Below are 18,374 nucleotides of genomic sequence, written 5' to 3'. Positions count from 1 at the left end.
ACCCGCTCAGCGCTGCTCGCCAGTCGTGTCCTTATAGCGCGGCAGGTTATCGGTCGGGATGGTCCAGTCGCCGATGGTGACGTCCTCGCCGTAGACGAAGTCCTTGCGGGTGGCGTAACGGGGGCCTTCAGGGGTGGGGTGGATGTCGGTGAGGACGGCGCCCGTGCCGGTGCGGGGATCGAAGACCGCGTAGACGGGGATGCCGATCAGGGGGTAGTCGCGCATCTTGGAGATCCAGTCGTTGTCCGGATTGGAGCGCGAGACGATTTCGACGGCGGCGACGAGCGAGCGGGGATCGAAGGAACCGTCTCCCTCCATCTCCGCATCGCTGATCACCATCACATCGGGGCGGCGCATGACCCCCTCGGGTTCGTCCTCGACGTCGGGTTCCCCCGTATGAGCCACCAGAGCATCCGGCATCACCTTCTCCAGGCGCTGCCGGACGCGCAGCACGGTGAGCTCGTGCGGCTTCGAGGGCGACATCATGTCGAGGACGATCCCTTCCTTGGTGATCTCGAACTTGCCAGGAAGGGTGTCGTCCGTGGAGTGCACGAAGTCCCGCATGGCCCGGTAGAGGTGGGAGGCGCCTTGCCGCGCGTTGTCCGGTGCGATGGTCATGGCGCTCGCTCCTCGTCTGTGCCCAGGGGCAAGGATCGTCGCTTTCATGCTAGGTCTCCTCCGGGAGATCGGTTCGGCAGTCACGGCAGAGTCCAGGTGCCGGGGAGCGGAACCCTCGGTCGCAGCTGTCGCAGTTGTGGATCCGGGTGGGCACGGCTGGTGGCGGAGCCGGTGCGCGGAAGGGCGGTGGCGCGGGCAGCCGGTCCGTCAGGCGATGGGCCAGGAGGGCGGCGGGCCTGTGGAGCGGTTCGGCCGGCAGGTCTGCGGTCAGGGCGTGCCGTACGGCGCTGGGGGCGGCGTCGCGTTCCAGCCAGGCGGCGACTCCGGGGGCCAGATGCTCGGTGTCGGCGGCCGACAGCAGCAGCCGGGAGTCGTGGCGGCGCAGGCGTGCGAGCAGGTCCAGGGCCTGCTGGAGCAGCGCGGGGGAGGGGCAGGCCGGGCGTGGCACGGGTGGGAGGGCCTTGCGGGCGGGCTTCTGCGGTGCCTTCGGTCGTGCTGCGGCTTCCGGCCGATGGGCGCGGCTGCTGTGGCCGGGCCGGTTGCAGGAGACCGTGCGGGTGATGATGCGGCCGTCGGGCAGGCGTACGCGTTCGCGGCGCAGGTACCCGACCGCCTCAAGCTCCCGCAGCGCGGCCGCGATACGAGTTCTGCCCTCCTTCAGGCGCTCCGCCAGCGTCTTGATGTCGACCCGGGAACCGGCCGGAAGCGACTGGATGTGCACGCCGATCCCGACCGCGAGCCCCGACAGATCCGGGTGCTGGGCGAGGTCGTTGCCGATCACCACGAAGTGCGAGGTGTGGCGGGTGTTCTCGTGAATGAGCCCGCCGCCGGACCCCCGGTTCGGGTGCTTCTTGGCGGCAACACGGGACTCGGCGCACGAGGGCGCGCTAGGGTTTTCCGTATCCATCGGGAAGGGTTCGTCTTCCTAGGTGGTCAGGCCCTCGCACTGGGATTGCCCGTCCCGGCGAGGGCCGAAGTTTTTCTGCGGTTGCTGCGCTGAGCGTAGGGCACGCAACCCGCCTCAAATCCAGCCCAGTTGGGCATATTCACTCGCGGGAGTGACTCTGCGCGACGGGCGGGAGGGGTGGGGCTTGGTGGGGGTTCTTTCTCCCCGTCGTTCCTTAGGTGGTGACGTCCCTCGCGACCGACGCCCGCGTTTCCGGGCTACGGCGACACACCGATCTCGGCCCACACCGTCGCGTCAGCAACTGCGTGCACCAGCTCTGCCCCATGCGCCGTCTTGCGCTGATCAGTCGGACGCGTGAGGCTCGTGCACGCTGGTGCAACCGACTCGACAGCGGGAGTGACCGTGACCTTAAAGTTCCTCGGCATCATCCCTAACACGCCGACCGATGAGTCTCCGACGATCTGGCTTCACGAGGAGACGGGAGACCTCCTGATCCAGTCGTACAAGGCGACTGAGGAAGAAGTGAAGGAGTGCCAGGAGATTGGCTCGATCCCCGGCCACTCCACTGACGTCCCGGACCACGAGACGATTATCAGGCTCCCTGCGGTCATGCTTCAGTACGTCCCCCGTCCGGACGGCGAAAACGGAGAGACAGCAAGTGCAACCACCAGCGCGTAACGCCCTGGCAAATGCTCAGCGGTCAGCGGTGCACCTTGAGTTGCGCGATGGCTACATGCTGGATGACCCCGAGTTCATCGCGTGGCAACAGGGGAAGCGCCTCGACCCCGGCAACCGGTCGGCATGGTGGGGCGGCTGGCACGACGCGGTGCGTGACGCGGGCGCTCGTGGCGTCGCCGTCCGGCGTGTGCGTATCGTCTCCGAGCCGATCAGCGATTACGTGCGGTATGAGTACGACTGTACGTTCACCAATATTGCAGCCGGTGAATCAGTCAGATGGCTGCCAAGGCGGAAGACAACCGATCTTGCGTTGCCCGGTACGGATTTCTGGGTGTTTGACGACGCGCAGGCTCTCTTTCACCACTTCACCGGTGACGGGCAGTTGGATGAGGACGGGCGGGAGTACACGGACGATCCGGCACGGGTGAAGCTCTGCACCGACGCCTTTGAGGCAGCGTGGCAACGCGCGATACCTCACGAGGAGTACCGGCCTCGCTGATCCCTCGCATCCATGGCTGTTTCCTCATCTTCAAGTGCCCAGCAAGCCCGGCAGGTTCTAGCGGATCGTCTTACGGAGTTGTGTCGGGACGCCGGCTTGTCCGGGCGTGACATTGCTGCGCGCTGCGGCTGGCATCCGTCCAAGTCATCCCGGATCATGAACGCCCGCACGCCCCCATCGGCAGAAGACATCCGGGCCTGGTGCCAGGCATGTGGTGCGGAGGATCAGACTGCCGATCTGATCGCCTCCCTACGGACCGCTGAAGGTATGTGGGTTGGCTGGCGGCGAATGGAGCGGGCTGGGCTCAAGCAGGCACAAGAAGCGCGCTCGCCGCTGTTCGAACGCACGCACCGATTCCGGTCCTATTCCTCGTGGTTGGTGCCTGGGCTGATCCAGACATACGGCTATACGGAGGCCGTGTTGCGGGCCGTTCAGCGCCGCAGGGTCGAAGTCGACGACGTGGCGGAAGCGGTAGCGGCCCGTATGGAACGGCAGCGCGTGCTTTATGACGGAGACCGACGCTTCGCCTTCCTAGTTGAGGAATCGGTTCTACGGAACGGCATCGGAGGGACCGATGTGCTGATTGGTCAGCTTGGTCACCTGCTTGAGGTCGGCACGCTGCCCAACGTCAGCTTGGGCGTGGTGCCCATGCGCGCGAACCGTTCGCGGATGCCGGTAGAGGGGTTCTGGATCTTCGACGCGGCACAAGTCAACGTCGAGTTGGTCTCGGGATACCTCACGCTCACACAGCCCAGCGAGGTAGCCATGTACGCGGACACGTTCGCCGAGTTGGCCGACCTTGCCGTTTACGGCGCGAACGCCCGCGCCCTGATCACAGCGGCTATGCACTCACTCGGGTGACTGCCGTGCAATCCCGTGCAACTTCGTGGTCCCACGCCTTCGGCCCTCTCTAACGTCTTTGACGTAGCGGAGTCATCGGGGAGGGCGGGCCATGGTGAGCGACAGCAGGGCACATGGGGCCGGAGCGCCTGATCACCCGGGCAGCAGTGGGGCCCGACGGTCCCTCTCGCGTCTCTCCGGAGTATTCGGCGTCGGCGGTGTGCGCATGGTGCAGAAGAGTGATCCTGGCCCCGAGGGCGCAGACTTGGCGCCGAGTTCGGCTTTGCACTGGCCTCGGTGCGAGTGCGGGAGCCCGAAGTGCCCTGACCACAAGCACCCGTCGAACAGCCCGTCAGAGGGGCTGAGTGCCAGAGTGGCTGAGGCCAACGCGCGGAGCCGTAGGGGTGGGCTGTGAGCGTCAGAGCGGCCATGCGGTACGTGATGCACAGGATCACCGAGCATCCCGATATCGGCGTGACGTTCGAGGCCCAGTGTCTGCACTGCGGTTGGAAAGCCGAGTCGGCCGATGCTCCGGCGCCCGTCGACGTGGAGTGCATGAGCCACACGGGCCGTTCCGGTCACGCCGGTTTCCGGCGCATCAGGACCTCGTTCGCGATGGTGGTTCGCGCCGAGTAGAGATCCACTCCGGCGGTGGAATCCCTGAACCCCCGCCCGCTATGGGCGGCGGCGGTCGGTCATGGCCGCGATCAGTTGAGCAGGAAGGTGTAGTGATGCTGGACGGAAGTGATCTGTATGCGCTCGACATCAACGGGGCGTCGTTTGTGAAGGCGTGCGGCGGCCCCTGCACCGAGGGGTGCGTGACCCTGGCGCGGATCGGTGACGACGCCTGGGCCCTCGGTGACAGCAAGCGGCCGGACGCTCAGCCGCTGCGGTTCACCACGGAGGAACTGGATGCGGCCGGGATCGACCCGGCGCGCTTCGGCCTCAACGTCTGATCCTCCCCCTCCGCCGGCCGGGCTGCCCATCCCCCGTGCAGGGCCCATGCCCGGCTGGCACCTCTCGGAACGGGTACGACGCGTGCACCACCACGGCTACCTGTGGACCGGCCCGAAAGACCGCTTCGACCAGGAAGCGCTACGACGGCCCCCGCATCCTGAGCCGCCCCCTGCCGGAAGCAGGCCGGAACTGATTCAGCGGTACCGCGAAGTGGCCGCAGAGTTCCCTGTTTCGGATCTGCCGCCACTGGAAACGGCGTACTGGCTGATCAAGCCGCGCTCCGTGGTTCGTGGCACATGGGAGGAGGCGAAGGAGGCCGCGTCATGGCTCGGCGAGCAGCTGGCCGAGTATGCACCCCGGTTCGCAGCAGACCGGGACCAGGACACCACCCGGCTCGCCCGACTGGTGAACGCCACTGCCGAACAACTGCGCTCGGGCGCCGATGTGTCGTACGGCTTCTATCTTGAACGTCCCTCGTATCTGTCTCTGGCAGTAGTGACCTGTTCCCCGAACTGGGTGAACGCTGAACTGGCCTGTCCAGTCGCGTAGTGGAAGCGACAAAGGAGCCCCGGCTGCACCGGGGCTCCCGTACAGCGCAGCGACCGTCAGACGTTGACGCCGAAGTCCTGGGCGATGCCGACCAGGCCGGACGCGTAGCCCTGGCCCACCGCGCGGAACTTCCACTCCGCGCCGTTGCGGTACAGCTCGCCGAAGACCATCGCGGTCTCGGTGGCGGCGTCCTCGGAGAGGTCGTAGCGGGCGATCTCGGCGCCGCCGGCCTGGTTGAGGATGCGGATGTAGGCGTTGCGGACCTGGCCGAAGTTCTGCGAGCGGGTCTCCGCGTCGTAGATCGAGACCGGGAAGACGATCTTCTCGATGTCGGCCGGGAGCCCCGCCAGGTTGACGTTGATCGCCTCGTCGTCGCCGGCACCTTCACCCGTGCGGTTGTCGCCCGTGTGGACGATCGTGTTGTCCGGGGTCTGCTTGTTGTTGAAGAAGACGAAGTGCGCGTCGGAGTAGACCTTGCCCTGCGGGTTGACCGCGATCGCCGAGGCGTCGAGGTCGAAGTCCGTGCCGGTGGTCGTGCGGACGTCCCAGCCGAGGCCCACGGTGACGGCGGTCAGGCCCGGAGCCTCCTTGGTGAGCGAGACGTTGCCACCCTTGGACAGGCTTACAGCCATGGTCGGGAGTCCTTTCCCTGGTTTGCGTACGGCCGTGCGGCGTACGGGCTTGAAGCTACAGCTACCCGTATGAACGCGACGAGGGGTACCGAAGGTTCCAGGTCGCTTTACTTTCTTTGCCAAACGGGTGATGGGCGATATTCGCGTGACGTGTGCCGGTCAGGCGCGCGACCATGGGGGCATGTCCGGTCCGTATGTCATCCGTGGCTCCGTCTCGCTCCCCGAGGCCGAGCTCAACTGGCGTTTCTCGCGGTCCTCCGGGCCGGGCGGGCAGCACGTCAACACCAGTGACTCGCAGGTGGAGCTGCGCTTCGACCTCGCGAACACCGAGGCGCTGCCGCCGGTGTGGAAGGAGCGGGCGCTGGCGCGGCTGGCCGGGCGGCTCGTCGACGGCGTGGTCGTCGTACGGGCGTCCGAGCACCGTTCCCAGTGGCGCAACCGTGAGACCGCCGCGGTGCGCCTCGCGGCTCTCCTCGCCGAGGCCAGCGCGCCCCCGCCCAAGCCCCGCACACCGACCCGCATCCCGCGCGGCATCAACGAACGCCGGCTGCGCCAGAAGAAGCAGCGCTCGGACACCAAGCGGGGCCGCTCGGGCCGCGACTGGTCTTAACGGCCGCCTTTGGATCTTTCCCGCGGCTGGATCTTTCCCGCGGCTGGATCTTTCCTGCGGCTGGATCTTCCCCCTGCGGTGAGCTCACCGGGATTCTCGGTCGCGACCAGTCGGCCGTCGCCCGGCACGGGTCACGTCTTTCACATTCGTTCGCGATCGCACCGCACCGCATCGTGTCGCATCGCCGGCATCGCATCGCATCACATCGCACCGCGTCCCGGATCGGCCTTTCGGCACGTGCCCGCGGAAATTGAAAAACAGACCGTGCGGTTTCATTCCAGCTGCCGGTATCGGCCCCGGAAATACATCAGCGGTCCGCCTTCCGCGCTCGGCAGTTCGGCGGTGAGGACGCGGCCGATCACGAGGGTGTGGTCCCCGGCCGTCACCCGCTGCTCGGTGCGGCACTCCAGGGTCGCGAGGGCGCCGCCGACCAGGGGCGCGCCCGAGGCCTCGCCGCGCACGTACGGAATGTCCTCGAAGAGCAGGCGGTCGCTGATGCGGCCCTTCATCGCGAAGCGGCCGGCGATGTGGCGCTGGCTCTCGGTGAGCACGGAGACCGCCCACCGCGGCTGTTCGTCGAGCAGGTCGTCCATCCGGGAGCCTTCACGCAGGCTGACCAGCACCAACGGCGGGTCGAGCGACACCGACATGAACGCCGTGGCGGTCATGCCGACGTCCTCGCCGGTCGGCGCCAGCGGGTCGTCCGGGTCCAGCGACGGCTCCTGCGCGGTCACCAGGACCACGCCGGCGGCCAGCCGGGTCAGGGCGGCCTTGAACGCTTCGTTGCTCACCCCCACAGCATGCCCGGTGGCTTCTGCGGCGGTGAGGGAGGGAGTCTTCAGCACGCCGGAAACGCTAATGTCGGCCGCTGTTCGCCCGCATCGGCCATCGGCCCGAGCCGGGTCCTAGGACCAAGGGCGGGGTGAAAGGCCGTAACGTGCATCATGTGCACACACCTACAAAGGCTGTGTTCAGTAAACGCACAGGGAAAACGCAGAAACTCCACGCAATTGCTCACGTTCTCCTGTGACTTGAGTCACAAGGGGCATTTATTGTTGACCCTGTGTACCGAGTGGGCAGCGCGCTGTGATTCAGTGGCAGGGAAAAGTAGCGCCGAAGCAGACCCTTGATTCGCTGCGAGGCCTCGGGGGGAGGGCGAACATGGAGACCGAGTCGGAACCCTACGTCCGTCTTGCGTCCCTGCGACAACTGCACCAGGTCATGGCCGACATGAACACGGCCCGCAGTCTGGCGGACACCCTGCAGACCGTCGCCGACGGCGTGATCACCGCCCTCGGGTTCGAGATGGCCGCCGTGAACCTCGTACGTCCCGACGGCGATCTCGTGGTCGCGGCCCTCGCCGGCAACTCCGCCGCCGAGGCCCTGATCACCGGCCGGGTCGGCTCCCGCGACTCCTGGGACCGGCGGCTGAACATGGGCGAGAAGTGGGGCGACCTCGTCTTCATACCGCACACCGAGGGCTGGGTCCTCGACGACGACGACGTCCCGCAGTGGTACACCGACGGCCCGGCGCCCCGCTTCGAGGACGAGTGGCACCCCTCCGACCGGCTCTTCGCCCCCATGTACACGCCCGGTATCTCGGGCAGCTCCTGCGGCGAACTGCTCGGCGTGATCTCCGTGGACCGCCCGCGCAACGGCCGGCACCCCGGCGCCTGGGGCCGCGAGGCCCTGCAGATGTACGCCTTCCAGGCCGCGATCGCGATCAGCAACGCGCGTCTACGTGCGAACATGCAGCGGGCGCTGGTCCGGCTGGAGCGCGAGCAGCAGGCCCTGCGCGCCAGCGAGGAGTCCTTCCGGCAGGCCTTCGAGTACGCCCCCTCCGGCATGGCGATCGCCGAGATGGGCGGCGACCAGCACGGCCGAATACTCCGCACCAACGACGCCCTGTGCCGCCTGCTGGGCCGCCCCGCCTCCGCGATGCGCCGCTACTCCTTCTCCGATCTGGTCCACCCCGAGGACATCGGCACCCTGCTGCGTACGTCGGCAGAGGGCGGCCGCGCGGAACTCCGCCTCGGCCGCCGCGACGGCACCTACGTCTGGGTCTCGCTCCGCAACTCCGTCGTCGCCGACGCGGCCGACGGCCCCCGCTTCCTCCTCACCCACGTCGAGGACATAGAGGAGCGCAAGCGCCGCGAGCTCCAGCTCGCCCACCGCGCCTCCCACGACTCCCTCACCGGACTGCCGAACTCCGCCGAGCTCCGCTCCCGCCTCGCCTCCCGGCTCTGCCGGCGCGCCGACACCGACGGCCTGGAGTCCCTGGACGCGGCCTACGGCCACCCCGCCTACGACGCCAACGGCCACGGCTTCGACTTCGCGGGCGCCACGGGCTCGGCGATCGGCTCGGCGTCGTACGACGGCTACGACCACCATGTGCACACCGTCGCCCCCGAGGAGGGCCGCGACGACGGCGCCAAGGGGCTCGCGGTGCTCTTCTGCGACCTCGACGGCTTCAAGTCGATCAACGACCGGTTCGGGCACAACGCGGGCGACGCGGTCCTCATCGAGGTCGCCCGGCGGCTCAGCCGGGGGGTGCGCGACGGGGACACGGTGGCGCGTCTCGGCGGCGACGAGTTCGTGATCCTCGCCGACGGGCTCGGCAAGGCCGACGCCCAGGACCTCGCGGTACGCCTGCGCAACGAGATCATCCAGCCGATCCGCGCCGAGGACCGGGCCGTCCGGGTGGGCGCCAGTTTCGGCATCGGATGGGCGCACTGCGGCATGACGGCGGACGAAGTCCTGAAATCCGCCGACGAGCGGATGTACGTAGAGAAACGATCTCGTCCCAAACAACATCGTCGTGCCGGATGATTCCCAGGTCATCGCGTTAATGCGGTCCGAGTCACCCGTTTGGCTCAGTCAGACCGGGTAGGCTCGACTCTCAATACCTGTACCGCATCCGCCCGCACCTGTTGAGGAGTACCAAGGGATGACGCCCGGCGACAACGGCGCGAGCACGCCCGAGGACGACGACCCGTTCGGCTACCTGTACGCCGACGGCCAGGCCAGAGGGGCCCAGCCGCCGTCCGGCTCCGGTGGCTATGGCTACCCGAACGCGGTCAGCAGGGTGCGCTCGGTCGGTGAGCGCACGTATGGCGGCCAGGCGCAGGCGCCGCAGTACGGCGGCCAGACCATCCCGCAGCAGCAGCCCGGTGGCGGCGGCTACGGCCAGCCGCCGTCCGCGGCCTACCAGGCGCCGGAGACCTTCCCGGGCGGCGCGCCGACCACCCGCCAGCAGATGCCGTCCTCCGGCCGCGGCCGGGGCCCGAACACCAAGGGCCTCCTCATCGGCGCGGTCGCGGTCGTCGCCGCGGTCGTCATAGGCATCAGCCTCGCGATGATGAACGGCAACTCGGACGACGACAAGGCGAACGGCGACGCTTCCACCACCCCGACCCAGTCCCAGAGCGCCTCTCCGACGCCGTCGAGCACCAGCTCGGTCTCGGCTGCGGGTGAACTGCCGAAGATCGACGCGAAGGCGCTGCGGCTGGAGGGTGGGACCACCACGGCGTCCGAGTTCAAGGGTGCCAAGGCCGACGGCGGCATCTACGTGACGGGCTTCAACCAGGTCGGGGCCAAGGTCACCTGGACCGTCGACGGTATCCAGAAGGCCGGCACCTACCGGCTGTACGTGCGCTATGGCGTTCCCGGCGCGGACGCCAACGCCGCTCTGCTGGTCAACGGCGAGGCCAATTCCCAGCCGCTGAACATGAAGAACTTCGGCAACACTCCCGCAGGCGACTGGGAGAAGGGCTGGAAGACCACGTGGGCCAACGTCACCCTGAACCAGGGCAGCAACACGATCGCGGTCGCCTGCAACGACGGCAACCAGTGCAACGCCGTCCTGGACCAGCTCTACATCACCAAGTAGAGGCCGATACGGTCCGTCAAGCGCCGCAGCCGCCGGAGGTGTTGATTTCCGGCGGCTGTCGAACATTGTGAACTTCAGGTCAAGCGCTTTTGGCGAACCTCAGCCGTAAATCTCAACCGAGTTGGCGCTGCCGGGGTTGTCCGAGTAGGTGCCCGGCTTCAGAGTGACCAGCTTGGTGCCGGTGGCGCAGCCAGTGGTGGCCTTCCAGAAAACCAGAGTGTAAGAAGTCTGGTTCGAGACGGACCGGGCGATGTGGTCGAGAGGGATACAGCCGGGCGAGTCGGAGTAGACCGTCCTGGTCCCGGTCCTGTTCGTCCCCGACCATCCGCAGAACTTGCCCTTCGGGCAGGTGTTGGGATCGGCCGCCGCGGCCGGTGTGGCAAAGGCGCCGCCCAGCAATGCGCCGGTCACGGCGATCGTTGTCAGGCTTTTCTTGAGCATGCTCATGTGAGGTTCCCCCTGCATCTTTCGCTACTGGTCATGTAGCGAATGGATGATCATCTGATCATCCAACCCGTATGGGGGGAAGGGTGATTCTCGGCCAAACTGCCAGGCGGGCATGTCCTGCGGGGGGTTGCACAGCCGTCACGCCGCCGTCACCGACACTTGCGCCAGAAGCTTCTCGTAGGCCGCGCGGTCGAAGTCGCCCGCTGTCGGAGACCGTACGGTGGCAGCCGACAGGGCGACCGCGCGGGTGAGGCAATCCGGCCAAGGGAGTTGTTCCACCAGGCCGGACAGCAAACCGGCGGCTGCTGAGTCGCCGGCGCCGGTGGGGTTGCCGTGTTCTTGGGTGGGTGGGGCGGCGCGCCAGTGGCCCTGCGGGGTGCGGGCCAGCAGGCCCTGCGGGCCCAGGGAGGCGACCACCGTGCGGGCGCCGCGGCGCCGGGCGTCCTGGGTGGCGCGCAACGGGTCGTGGGAGCCGGTCAGTTCGGCCAGTTCGGCGGCGTTCGGTTTGACCAGGTCCGGGCGGGCGGCCACCCCGCGCCGCAGCGGCTCCCCGCTGGTGTCGAGGAGGACGGGGACACCCGTGGAGCGCGCGCTCTTTATCAGCCCGGCATACGCACCCACGGGCACTCCCGGCGGCAGGCTCCCGCACAGCGCCACCGCCGCGGCGCCGGACAGCAGTTCCTCGTAGTGGCCGAGGAAGGCGCCCCACTCGGCGGGAGTTATCTGCGGACCCGGCTCGTTCAACTGGGTCGTGTCACCGGTCAGTTCGTCCACGACGGCGATCGTGCGGCGGGTCGGCCCGCTGACCGCCAGCAGCGCGTCCCGCACCCCCGGCACCCCGGCGAGCCGCTCCCGTACCGTGCGCCCGGTCGCACCGCCCGCGAAACCGGTCACCGTCGTCTCGTGCCCGAGCGCGGCGAGCACCCGGGCCACGTTCACCCCCTTGCCGCCCGGCCGTTCGGTGACGTCCGAGACGCGGTGCGAGGTGTGCGGGCGCAGTGCGCCGACCCGGTAGGTGATGTCGAGAGCGGTGTTCAGCGTGACCGTGAGGATCACCGGGCGACCTCCCTCGCGCATGCCCGTGCCGTCCGTCAGGGGTCTCGATCATGCCAAAGAGACGGCGACCGGCCTAGAGTTGCCGTCCTTCGAGAGAGGTTGCCTCGGGGGAGGCCGCCTCGGGTCTGGTGTGGAGGACCTCGCGGGCCTGCTCCGCGGCGCGGGCGATGCTCTCGCTGACGAAGTCGAGGAAGCGGGCGACGTTCTCCAGGCGGGTGGCGGCCGGGGTGCCGGGGACGAGGACGCCGACGCCCTGCCGTGCGATCTCCACCATCTGGGCGGTGGAGCGGGCGCTGGCCATCATCGACTGGTACCAGATGTCGTCGTCGACGATGTAGCGCTCGCGGCGGCCCTCGCCCTGCTCCCGGCGGGCGAGGCCCTGGCTCTCGAGGAACGCGATCGCCTTGGAGACGGACGCCGGGCTGACCTTCAGGCGCTCGACGAGTTCGGACGCGGTGAGGCTGCCGGTGTCGGTGAGGGTGATGGAGGCCATGACGCGGGCGGGCATCGTGGTCATGCCCGAGGCCATCATGACGGTGGTGAGAGTCTCCTCGTACGCGCGCACGGCCTCGGGGTCGCGTCCGTGCGCCGGCAACGGCGCCGCGGTGCCTCGGGGCGCGGCCTGCCCGCGTCGGTGGGCGCGGCGCTCGGTGGCGCGGTGGGCCAGGTCGGCGCGGTAGTCGGTGGGGCCGCCGTTGCGCAGCACCTCACGCGTGACCGTCGAGGTCGGACGGTCCAGGCGCCGGGCGATCTCGGCGTAGGCGAGGCCGTCGGCCAGTCCCAGCGCGATCTGCTGGCGTTCCTGCTGGGTGAGCCTGCCTCCCGGCATCGCGGTCTCCTTCGTGCCCCTCGACGGTCCCTGCGGCCTCCAGCATAGCGTTCACTTCCAATCCATTGCAACGAGCGCGTGGTCATCGTTGCATTCATCTCGAAAGCCAATGCAACATTTTTACGGTTCTGGCCTGCGGTGATGGCAATCTCGCGCAACGAGTCTGTTGCTGGATCAGTAAATGCAACGTAGCTTTTCGTTCATCGGAAACGACGAGTCACAGGAGAGCATGATGCAGAAGTTCGCCACCTCCGCCCCGATCTCGGCCGTCCTGGAGATCCCCGCCGGACGCATCCAGTTCATCGCCGCGGACCGCGCCGACACCACCGTCGAGGTCCTGCCCGCCGACCCCGCCCGGAGCCGGGACGTCAAGGCCGCCGAGCAGACCGCCGTCGCCTACGCCGACGGAGTCCTGCGGATCACCGCCGCGGCCTCCGGCAACCAGCTCTTCGGCCCGTCCGGGTCGGTGGAGGTCACCGTCCAGCTGCCCGCCGGCTCCCGCGTCGAGGCCAAAACCGCCGGTGCCGAGCTCCGCGGGGTCGGACGCCTCGGTGACGTCGTGTTCGAGGGCGCGTACCGGCAGATCAAGATCGACGAGGCCGCGGCCGTCCGCCTCACCGCACTCGACGGTGACGTCGAGGTCGGCCGGCTGGGCGGTCCCGCGGAGATCAGCACCGCGCGGGGCGACATCCGGATCGCCGAGGCCGTGCGCGGCGCGGTCGTGCTCCGTACCCAGGACGGCGACATCTCGGTCGGCGCCGCCGCCGGCGTCTCGGCCGCCCTGGACGCCGGGACCGACTACGGCCGCGTCAGCAACGCCCTCAAGAACGACGGCACCGCCGAACTCGACATCCGCGCCACCACCTCCCGCGGCGACATCACCGCCCGCAGCCTCTGACCCGGCCAACAGCTCGGCCCCACCACCTCGACAGGGTGGTGGGGCCGAGCCGGTTCAGCGAAGGGCGGCCGCCGGAAGTTCGGGTACGACCACCCACGCGCCCTGCCGCATCACGCCCTTCAGCGTGAAGTCGGCGTCCAGGACGAGCAGGTCGGCGTCCTTGCCGGGCTCCAGGGAGCCGACGCGGTCGTAACGGCCCAGCAGCCGGGCCGGGTTGGCGGACAGGGCGGCGACGGCGTGCTCGACGGGCAGCCGGTCGACGGTCACCGCCCGCCGCAGCGCGCGGTCCAGGGTCAGCGTGGAGCCGGCGATGGAACCGCCCTCCACCAGCCGGGCGACCCCGTCGGTGACCTCGACCTCCAGCGGGCCGAGGAGGTAGCGGCCGTCACCGCTGCCCGCCGCGTCCATGGCGTCCGTGATGAAGGCCACCCGCTCCGGGCCCGCGTGGTGGAACGCCAACTGGAGCGCGGCCGGGTGGAGATGGGTGCCGTCGTTGATCAGCTCGACGGTCACCCGCTCGTCCTCCAGGAGGGCGGCGATCGGGCCGGGGGCGCGGTGGCCGAGCGGCGGCATCGCGTTGAAGAGGTGGGTGGCGACCGTGGCGCCCGCGTCGATCGCCTCCATCGTCTGCTCGTACGACGCGTCCGTGTGGCCGACGGCGGCGATCACGCCGTGCTCGGCGAGCAGCCGTACGGACTCGATGCCGCCGGGGAGTTCGGTGGCGAGCGTGACCATGCTGGCGTGGCCGCGCGCCGCGTCGACCAGCTTGCGGACCGCCGCCGGGTCCGGGTCGCGCAGCAGCGCCTCGGAGTGCGCGCCCTTGCGGCACGGGGAGATGAACGGGCCCTCGAAGTGGATACCGGCGATCTCCCCCTGCTCGGCCAGCTCCGAGAGCAGGCCGGCCTGACGGGCGAGGATGTCCATGTCGTCGGTGACGGTGGAGGCGACGAGGGTGGTGGTGCCGTGCGCGCGGTGCGTGTGGACGCCGGTGAGGATCTCCTCCGCGGTGCCCGAGGTGAAGGAGGCTCCGCCGCCGCCGTGGTTGTGGATGTCTACGAAGCCGGGCAGGAGCCAGTGGCCGGTGACGTCGATGACCTGGGCGTTTTCCGGGGCGGTGGCGGCGATTTTCGTGCCGTCGACGACCACTTGGCCCTTGTCGACGACTCCTGTGGGGAGGACTACCCGGGCGCCGTCGAGGACCAGGCCGTTCGACCCCGGCTGCGGGTGCGTGGGGGCTGGTCGCGCCCACGCGGCGGTAGCCGCAGATTCAGCGCTGCCCCGCGCCCCTGAAGGGGCGCTGTAGTGCGGCTCGTTGGCGGCCATCAGGGGGTTACCTCCGGAGTTGTCGTCGCTAGTAGGTCCTGGGCGAGCAGGCCCGCCCCCAAACAACCGGCCGTGTCTCCCAGTGCCGCCGGGACGATCGCCGGCAGCTTCTGGAAGGTCACCCGGCTCTGTACGGCCTCCCGCAGCGGCTCGAACAGCACGTCCCCGGCCTCCGCCAGGCCGCCGCCGATGATCAGGACGCGGGGGTCCAGCAGGGTCAGGGCCGTGACGAGGCCGTCGGCCAGGGCGGCCACCGCCTCCTGCCAGACCCGGACGGCGTTCGGGTCGCCGGACGTGACGGACTTCGCGCAGTCCGCCGCGTCCGCGTCCGGGTCACCGGTGGCCCTCGCCCACGCCTCGCTCACCGCGGCCGCCGACGCGTACCGCTCCAGACAGCCGCGCTGCCCGCACGGACACGGCGCGCCCTGCGGTCGTACGACGATGTGGCCGATCTCGCCCGCGAAGCCGTGCGCGCCCGACTCCACCCGGCCGTCCAGGCCGAAGCCGCCCGCGATACCGGTGCCGAGCGCCACGAAGAAGAAGCGGTCCGCGCCCTGGCCCGCACCGAGCCGGCCCTCCGCCAGGCCGCCGGTGCGCACGTCGTGGCCGAGGGCGACCGGGATGCCGAGGCGCTCGGCGAGGAGGGCGCGCAGGGGTACGTCGCGCCAGCCGAGGTTGGCCGCGAAGACGGCGATGCCGTTCGGCTCGTCGACTATGCCGGGGACGGCGAGGCCGGCCGCGGCCGCGCCCTCGCCGAAGTGCTTCTCGCCGTACGCGTACAGGTCGGCGGCGAAGTCGAGGATGGCGGCGACGACGGCTTCGGGGCCGCGGTCGCGGCCGGTCGACCGGCGGTCCCGGTGGAGCAGCTCGCCGTCCGGCCCGACCAGCGCGGCCTTCATTCCGGTGCCGCCCACGTCCAGGGCGATGACATGTCTCACGGGAACAGTGTGGCCCGCCGACCCGTAAGAGGTCTAGTCCACTTGCGTGGTGTAGACCTTGTGGTTCGAGATATTGAACGGCGAGACAGTTGGACAGGGGTAGTTCACGTGCGGCGGCGTAGGGCAGGAATGATCGCGGTGGTGTCCGCAACGGGCATGACGGCGGTTCTCGGTGGCTGTGGGACGACCGGATCCTCGGACGTCACCATCAGACTCGTCGCAGCCGACTACGGAGACTCCGCCGCCAACAGTTCCCAGAAGTACTGGGACAAGCTGGCCAGGGCGTACGAGGCCAAGCACGCCGACGTGAAGGTCGACGTCACCGTCTACTCGTGGAACGACGTCGACCGCAAGGTCAAGGACATGGTGGCCGCCGGCAAGGCGCCCGACCTCGCACAGATCGGCTCGTACGCCGACTACGCGGCCGCCGGCAAGCTGTACGAGGCCGGGGACCTGCTCTCCATCCCGGTCCAGGCCGACTTCCCCTCCCAGCTCGCCGAGGCGGGCCAGTGGAACCACGCGCAGTACGGCATGCCTTTCGCCGCGTCTACGCGCGTCCTCTTCTACAACAAGACCCTCTTCACCGAAGCCGGCATCACCCCGCCCACCACGTGGAAGGAGCTGGCGGCCGACGCGCAGGCGCTCAAGGAGCACGGGGTGAAGTACCCGTACGCGCTGCCGCTCGGCCCCGAGGAGGCGCAGGCGGAGACCATGCAGTGGCTGCTCAGCGGCGGCAGTGGCTACACCGACGACATCGGCACGTACACGATCGACTCCTCGCAGAACATCGACACCTTCACCTGGCTCAAGGACGACCTGGTGGGCAAGGGCCTGACCGGACCGACGGCGCCCGGCAAGCTGAACCGCGCGACGGCGTTCGCCGCGTTCGCCGACGGCCAGGTCGGCATGCTCAACGGCCACCCCACGCTCATCAAGCAGGCCGAGAAGAAGGGCGTGAAGTTCGGCACGGTTCCGATGCCGGCCCGCGCCGGCCAGAGCACCACCACCGCCTCCATGGGCGTCACCGACTGGATGGCGGCGTTCAGGCAGAACGGCCACGCGGACCAGGTCGGCGACTTCCTCGACTACGTCTACAGCGAGAAGAACGTCCTCGACTTCTCCCGCGAGTACGGTCTGCTGCCGGTCACCACGTCCGCGTCCCAGACGATGACCGACTCCCCGCAGGCCGAGGACAAGCAGCTCCTCCCCTTCCTGGAGCAGCTGCCGACCTCCGAGCTGTACCCGGCCGGCAAGACCTCCTGGGCCGCGATCAGCGCCGACGTCAAGGAGCAGATAGGGACCGCGGTCACGGCGACGGGCGACCCGACCGCGGTGCTCAGCCGGATCCAGTCCAAGGCCGCGGCGGCGGACAGCCGTACGACGACGGGCTGAGCGTTACGGTTCTCGGCATGGACCGGCAAGAACTGGGCGCACGCGAGCAGGCGATCCTCGCCCTGGAACGCCGGGGCTTCCCGAGCCCCGGCGCGAAGGAACGGGCGATCCGCGAGGAACTGGACCTGGCGCCGGTCCGCTACTACCAGCTCCTCAACGCCCTCCTCGACGACGAGCGGGCACTGGCCCATGACCCGGTGACGGTGAACAGGCTGCGGAGGGTGCGGGACGCGCGGCGGGGGGACCGCTGACGGGGCTGTAGGCCGGGGGGATCTGCGGGCCGGTGGGGGCTGGTCGCGCAGTTCCCCGCGCCCCTTTGGGGCGCGCTGTCCTGGGCGTCGCGGATAGGGTCGCCGTATGGGTACGCATCCGACGGACAACCCTCTGCCTCCGCCTCGCACCCCCGCCGGTCGCGACGGCCTCGCTGCTCTTCTCTCGCGGCCACGCTCCGCGCTGATCGGTCTCGACTTCGACGGGACCCTCGCGCCGATCGTCGCCGACCCCGAGCAGGCCCGGGCTCACCCGGACGCCGTACCGGCCCTGGCCGCCCTCGCCCCGAAGGTGGCCGCCGTCGCCGTCATCACCGGCCGCCCCGCCGAGATCGCCGTCCGCTACGGCGGTTTCGCCGGCGTCCCCGGCCTGGACCACCTCGTCGTCCTCGGCCACTACGGCGCCGAGCGCTGGGACGCGGCGACGGGCGAGATCACCGCGCCCCCGCCGCACCCCGGGATCGCCGCCGTCCGCGCCGAACTCCCGGCCGTCATCGACGGCGCAGGGGTGCGGGGTACCTGGATCGAGGACAAGGGCCATGCCGTGGCCGTCCACACCCGCCGGGCCGACGACCCCCAGGCCACCTTCGAGACCCTCCGCGCCCCCCTGACCGACCTGGCCACCCGCCACGCCCTGATCGTCGAACCGGGCCGCCTGGTCCTGGAACTGCGCCCCCCGGGCATGGACAAGGGCGTGGCACTGCGCGAGTACGCGAGGGAGATCGGCGCGGGCGCGATCCTCTACGCCGGCGACGACCTGGGCGACATCCCGGCCTTCGCAGCCGTGGAGAAACTACGGGCGGAAGGCACCCCCGGCCTCCTCGTATGCAGCGGCAGCACAGAAGTAACAGACCTGGCAGACCGAGCCGACCTGGTGGTGGACGGCCCGGAGGGAGTAGTACGGCTGCTGAAAGACGTGGCTGATCAAAGCGCCCCGTAAGCAAGCGCCCCGTAAGGGGCGCGGGGCTGTGTTCGATATGCGGCTCCGCCGCGTGGGCGCGACCAGCCCCCACGCACCCGCACCCGACATCGAACGGCGCTAC

The 18,374-nt window shown here is 69.4% G+C and carries 22 protein-coding genes; 13 read left to right on the top strand and 9 right to left on the bottom strand.

Going from position 1 to position 18,374, the window contains the following annotated elements:
• Positions 1-6: 6 nt before the first annotated feature.
• Together ACFWXC_RS26640 and ACFWXC_RS26635 are read right to left on the bottom strand one after the other, a co-directional pair.
• The gene (locus ACFWXC_RS26640; RefSeq protein WP_384482621.1) at positions 7-618 is read right to left on the bottom strand and encodes a Uma2 family endonuclease; all 612 of its coding nucleotides are present in this window, start codon (positions 616-618) and stop codon (positions 7-9) included.
• Positions 619-667: 49 nt separating this feature from the next.
• A complete protein-coding gene (locus tag ACFWXC_RS26635; RefSeq protein WP_384482619.1) occupies positions 668-1,525 on the bottom strand; it encodes a helix-turn-helix domain-containing protein in 858 nt (285 codons plus the stop codon).
• A gap of 402 nt (positions 1,526-1,927) precedes the next feature.
• Here ACFWXC_RS26635 and ACFWXC_RS26630 point away from each other — a divergent pair, with 402 nt between their 5' ends.
• The 6 genes from ACFWXC_RS26630 (at position 1,928) to ACFWXC_RS26605 (ending at position 5,048) form a co-directional block, all read left to right on the top strand.
• The gene (locus ACFWXC_RS26630) at positions 1,928-2,203 is read left to right on the top strand and encodes a hypothetical protein (protein ID WP_384482617.1); all 276 of its coding nucleotides are present in this window, start codon (positions 1,928-1,930) and stop codon (positions 2,201-2,203) included.
• Positions 2,184-2,702, top strand: a complete 519-nt coding sequence (locus tag ACFWXC_RS26625; protein WP_384482615.1) for a DUF6879 family protein — start codon at positions 2,184-2,186, stop codon at positions 2,700-2,702. The genes ACFWXC_RS26630 and ACFWXC_RS26625 overlap by 20 nt, the downstream gene beginning before the upstream one ends.
• Before the next feature lie 12 nt (positions 2,703-2,714).
• Positions 2,715-3,563 (top strand): helix-turn-helix domain-containing protein, encoded by an 849-nt coding sequence (locus tag ACFWXC_RS26620; protein ID WP_384482613.1) that lies wholly within the window; start codon positions 2,715-2,717, stop codon positions 3,561-3,563.
• Positions 3,564-3,983: 420 nt separating this feature from the next.
• Complete coding sequence (locus ACFWXC_RS26615) at positions 3,984-4,178, top strand: hypothetical protein (RefSeq protein WP_384482680.1); 195 nt, start codon at positions 3,984-3,986, stop codon at positions 4,176-4,178.
• 95 nt (positions 4,179-4,273) lie between these two features.
• On the top strand, positions 4,274-4,498 hold the full coding sequence (locus tag ACFWXC_RS26610) for a DUF397 domain-containing protein (RefSeq protein ID WP_046427928.1): 225 nt from the start codon (positions 4,274-4,276) through the stop codon (positions 4,496-4,498).
• Between the two features lie 82 nt (positions 4,499-4,580).
• On the top strand, positions 4,581-5,048 hold the full coding sequence (locus ACFWXC_RS26605; RefSeq protein ID WP_384482611.1) for a hypothetical protein: 468 nt from the start codon (positions 4,581-4,583) through the stop codon (positions 5,046-5,048).
• A gap of 56 nt (positions 5,049-5,104) precedes the next feature.
• Here ACFWXC_RS26605 and ACFWXC_RS26600 read toward each other — a convergent pair whose 3' ends face one another.
• A complete protein-coding gene (locus ACFWXC_RS26600; protein WP_384482609.1) occupies positions 5,105-5,680 on the bottom strand; it encodes a TerD family protein in 576 nt (191 codons plus the stop codon).
• 181 nt (positions 5,681-5,861) lie between these two features.
• Between ACFWXC_RS26600 and arfB the strand changes: the two genes are divergently transcribed.
• Positions 5,862-6,290 (top strand): alternative ribosome rescue aminoacyl-tRNA hydrolase ArfB, encoded by a 429-nt coding sequence (gene arfB, locus ACFWXC_RS26595; RefSeq protein WP_384482607.1) that lies wholly within the window; start codon positions 5,862-5,864, stop codon positions 6,288-6,290.
• Positions 6,291-6,562: 272 nt separating this feature from the next.
• Here arfB and ACFWXC_RS26590 read toward each other — a convergent pair whose 3' ends face one another.
• A complete protein-coding gene (locus tag ACFWXC_RS26590) occupies positions 6,563-7,135 on the bottom strand; it encodes a flavin reductase family protein (protein ID WP_384482605.1) in 573 nt (190 codons plus the stop codon).
• Between the two features lie 316 nt (positions 7,136-7,451).
• Between ACFWXC_RS26590 and cdgB the strand changes: the two genes are divergently transcribed.
• Together cdgB and ACFWXC_RS26580 are read left to right on the top strand one after the other, a co-directional pair.
• Positions 7,452-9,119: a diguanylate cyclase CdgB gene (gene cdgB / locus ACFWXC_RS26585; RefSeq protein WP_384482603.1), complete on the top strand. Its 1,668-nt coding sequence runs from the start codon at positions 7,452-7,454 to the stop codon at positions 9,117-9,119.
• Between the two features lie 118 nt (positions 9,120-9,237).
• Entirely contained in the window at positions 9,238-10,179 is a 942-nt protein-coding gene (locus ACFWXC_RS26580; RefSeq protein WP_384482601.1) for a CBM35 domain-containing protein, read from the top strand.
• Positions 10,180-10,278: 99 nt separating this feature from the next.
• Here the strand turns inward: ACFWXC_RS26580 and ACFWXC_RS26575 are convergent, their stop codons facing one another.
• The 3 genes from ACFWXC_RS26575 to ACFWXC_RS26565 form a co-directional block, all read right to left on the bottom strand.
• Entirely contained in the window at positions 10,279-10,626 is a 348-nt protein-coding gene (locus tag ACFWXC_RS26575) for a peptidase inhibitor family I36 protein (protein ID WP_384482599.1), read from the bottom strand.
• 138 nt (positions 10,627-10,764) lie between these two features.
• Positions 10,765-11,682 carry a 1-phosphofructokinase family hexose kinase gene (locus ACFWXC_RS26570; protein ID WP_384482598.1) on the bottom strand — a complete coding sequence of 306 codons (918 nt, stop codon included), beginning with the start codon at positions 11,680-11,682 and terminating at the stop codon, positions 10,765-10,767.
• Positions 11,683-11,755: 73 nt separating this feature from the next.
• Positions 11,756-12,511 (bottom strand): helix-turn-helix domain-containing protein, encoded by a 756-nt coding sequence (locus ACFWXC_RS26565; protein WP_384482596.1) that lies wholly within the window; start codon positions 12,509-12,511, stop codon positions 11,756-11,758.
• Between the two features lie 232 nt (positions 12,512-12,743).
• Here ACFWXC_RS26565 and ACFWXC_RS26560 point away from each other — a divergent pair, with 232 nt between their 5' ends.
• Positions 12,744-13,409 carry a DUF4097 family beta strand repeat-containing protein gene (locus ACFWXC_RS26560; RefSeq protein WP_384482678.1) on the top strand — a complete coding sequence of 222 codons (666 nt, stop codon included), beginning with the start codon at positions 12,744-12,746 and terminating at the stop codon, positions 13,407-13,409.
• A gap of 54 nt (positions 13,410-13,463) precedes the next feature.
• On the opposite strand, the gene nagA is transcribed toward ACFWXC_RS26560, so the two are convergent.
• Entirely contained in the window at positions 13,464-14,732 is a 1,269-nt protein-coding gene (gene nagA, locus ACFWXC_RS26555; RefSeq protein WP_384482594.1) for an N-acetylglucosamine-6-phosphate deacetylase, read from the bottom strand.
• Positions 14,732-15,670, bottom strand: a complete 939-nt coding sequence (locus ACFWXC_RS26550) for an ROK family protein (protein ID WP_384482592.1) — start codon at positions 15,668-15,670, stop codon at positions 14,732-14,734. Before ACFWXC_RS26550 ends, nagA begins: the two co-directional genes overlap by 1 nt.
• Before the next feature lie 129 nt (positions 15,671-15,799).
• Between ACFWXC_RS26550 and ACFWXC_RS26545 the strand changes: the two genes are divergently transcribed.
• The 3 genes from ACFWXC_RS26545 to otsB all read left to right on the top strand — a co-directional run bounded on the left by ACFWXC_RS26545 (position 15,800) and on the right by otsB (position 18,271).
• Complete coding sequence (locus ACFWXC_RS26545; protein ID WP_384482676.1) at positions 15,800-17,062, top strand: extracellular solute-binding protein; 1,263 nt, start codon at positions 15,800-15,802, stop codon at positions 17,060-17,062.
• A 17-nt stretch (positions 17,063-17,079) separates the two neighbouring features.
• Complete coding sequence (locus ACFWXC_RS26540; RefSeq protein ID WP_384482591.1) at positions 17,080-17,313, top strand: DUF3263 domain-containing protein; 234 nt, start codon at positions 17,080-17,082, stop codon at positions 17,311-17,313.
• A gap of 106 nt (positions 17,314-17,419) precedes the next feature.
• A complete protein-coding gene (otsB, locus tag ACFWXC_RS26535; RefSeq protein WP_384482589.1) occupies positions 17,420-18,271 on the top strand; it encodes a trehalose-phosphatase in 852 nt (283 codons plus the stop codon).
• Positions 18,272-18,374 lie beyond the last annotated feature (103 nt).

It is taken from the genome of Streptomyces sp. NPDC058683 (assembly GCF_042716195.1).
In the GTDB taxonomy this organism is placed as follows: domain Bacteria; phylum Actinomycetota; class Actinomycetes; order Streptomycetales; family Streptomycetaceae; genus Streptomyces.
The sequence above is the reverse complement of the archived record's forward strand: the minus strand, read 5'-3'. Positions and strand labels throughout refer to the sequence as shown.

Excerpts from the sequence above, each read along its gene's own strand:
- ACFWXC_RS26640 (WP_384482621.1), bottom strand. The coding sequence starts at position 618 with ATGACCATCGCACCGGACAACGCGCGGCAAGGCGCCTCCCACCTCTAC.
- cdgB (WP_384482603.1), top strand. The coding sequence starts at position 7,452 with ATGGAGACCGAGTCGGAACCCTACGTCCGTCTTGCGTCCCTGCGACAA.
- nagA (WP_384482594.1), bottom strand. The coding sequence starts at position 14,732 with ATGGCCGCCAACGAGCCGCACTACAGCGCCCCTTCAGGGGCGCGGGGC.
- ACFWXC_RS26545 (WP_384482676.1), top strand. The coding sequence starts at position 15,800 with ATGATCGCGGTGGTGTCCGCAACGGGCATGACGGCGGTTCTCGGTGGC.
- ACFWXC_RS26560 (WP_384482678.1), top strand. The coding sequence starts at position 12,744 with ATGCAGAAGTTCGCCACCTCCGCCCCGATCTCGGCCGTCCTGGAGATC.
- ACFWXC_RS26600 (WP_384482609.1), bottom strand. The coding sequence starts at position 5,680 with ATGGCTGTAAGCCTGTCCAAGGGTGGCAACGTCTCGCTCACCAAGGAG.
- ACFWXC_RS26575 (WP_384482599.1), bottom strand. The coding sequence starts at position 10,626 with ATGAGCATGCTCAAGAAAAGCCTGACAACGATCGCCGTGACCGGCGCA.
- otsB (WP_384482589.1), top strand. The coding sequence starts at position 17,420 with ATGGGTACGCATCCGACGGACAACCCTCTGCCTCCGCCTCGCACCCCC.
- ACFWXC_RS26620 (WP_384482613.1), top strand. The coding sequence starts at position 2,715 with ATGGCTGTTTCCTCATCTTCAAGTGCCCAGCAAGCCCGGCAGGTTCTA.
- ACFWXC_RS26540 (WP_384482591.1), top strand. The coding sequence starts at position 17,080 with ATGGACCGGCAAGAACTGGGCGCACGCGAGCAGGCGATCCTCGCCCTG.
- ACFWXC_RS26565 (WP_384482596.1), bottom strand. The coding sequence starts at position 12,511 with ATGCCGGGAGGCAGGCTCACCCAGCAGGAACGCCAGCAGATCGCGCTG.
- ACFWXC_RS26635 (WP_384482619.1), bottom strand. The coding sequence starts at position 1,525 with ATGGATACGGAAAACCCTAGCGCGCCCTCGTGCGCCGAGTCCCGTGTT.
- ACFWXC_RS26610 (WP_046427928.1), top strand. The coding sequence starts at position 4,274 with ATGCTGGACGGAAGTGATCTGTATGCGCTCGACATCAACGGGGCGTCG.
- arfB (WP_384482607.1), top strand. The coding sequence starts at position 5,862 with ATGTCCGGTCCGTATGTCATCCGTGGCTCCGTCTCGCTCCCCGAGGCC.
- ACFWXC_RS26615 (WP_384482680.1), top strand. The coding sequence starts at position 3,984 with ATGCACAGGATCACCGAGCATCCCGATATCGGCGTGACGTTCGAGGCC.
- ACFWXC_RS26580 (WP_384482601.1), top strand. The coding sequence starts at position 9,238 with ATGACGCCCGGCGACAACGGCGCGAGCACGCCCGAGGACGACGACCCG.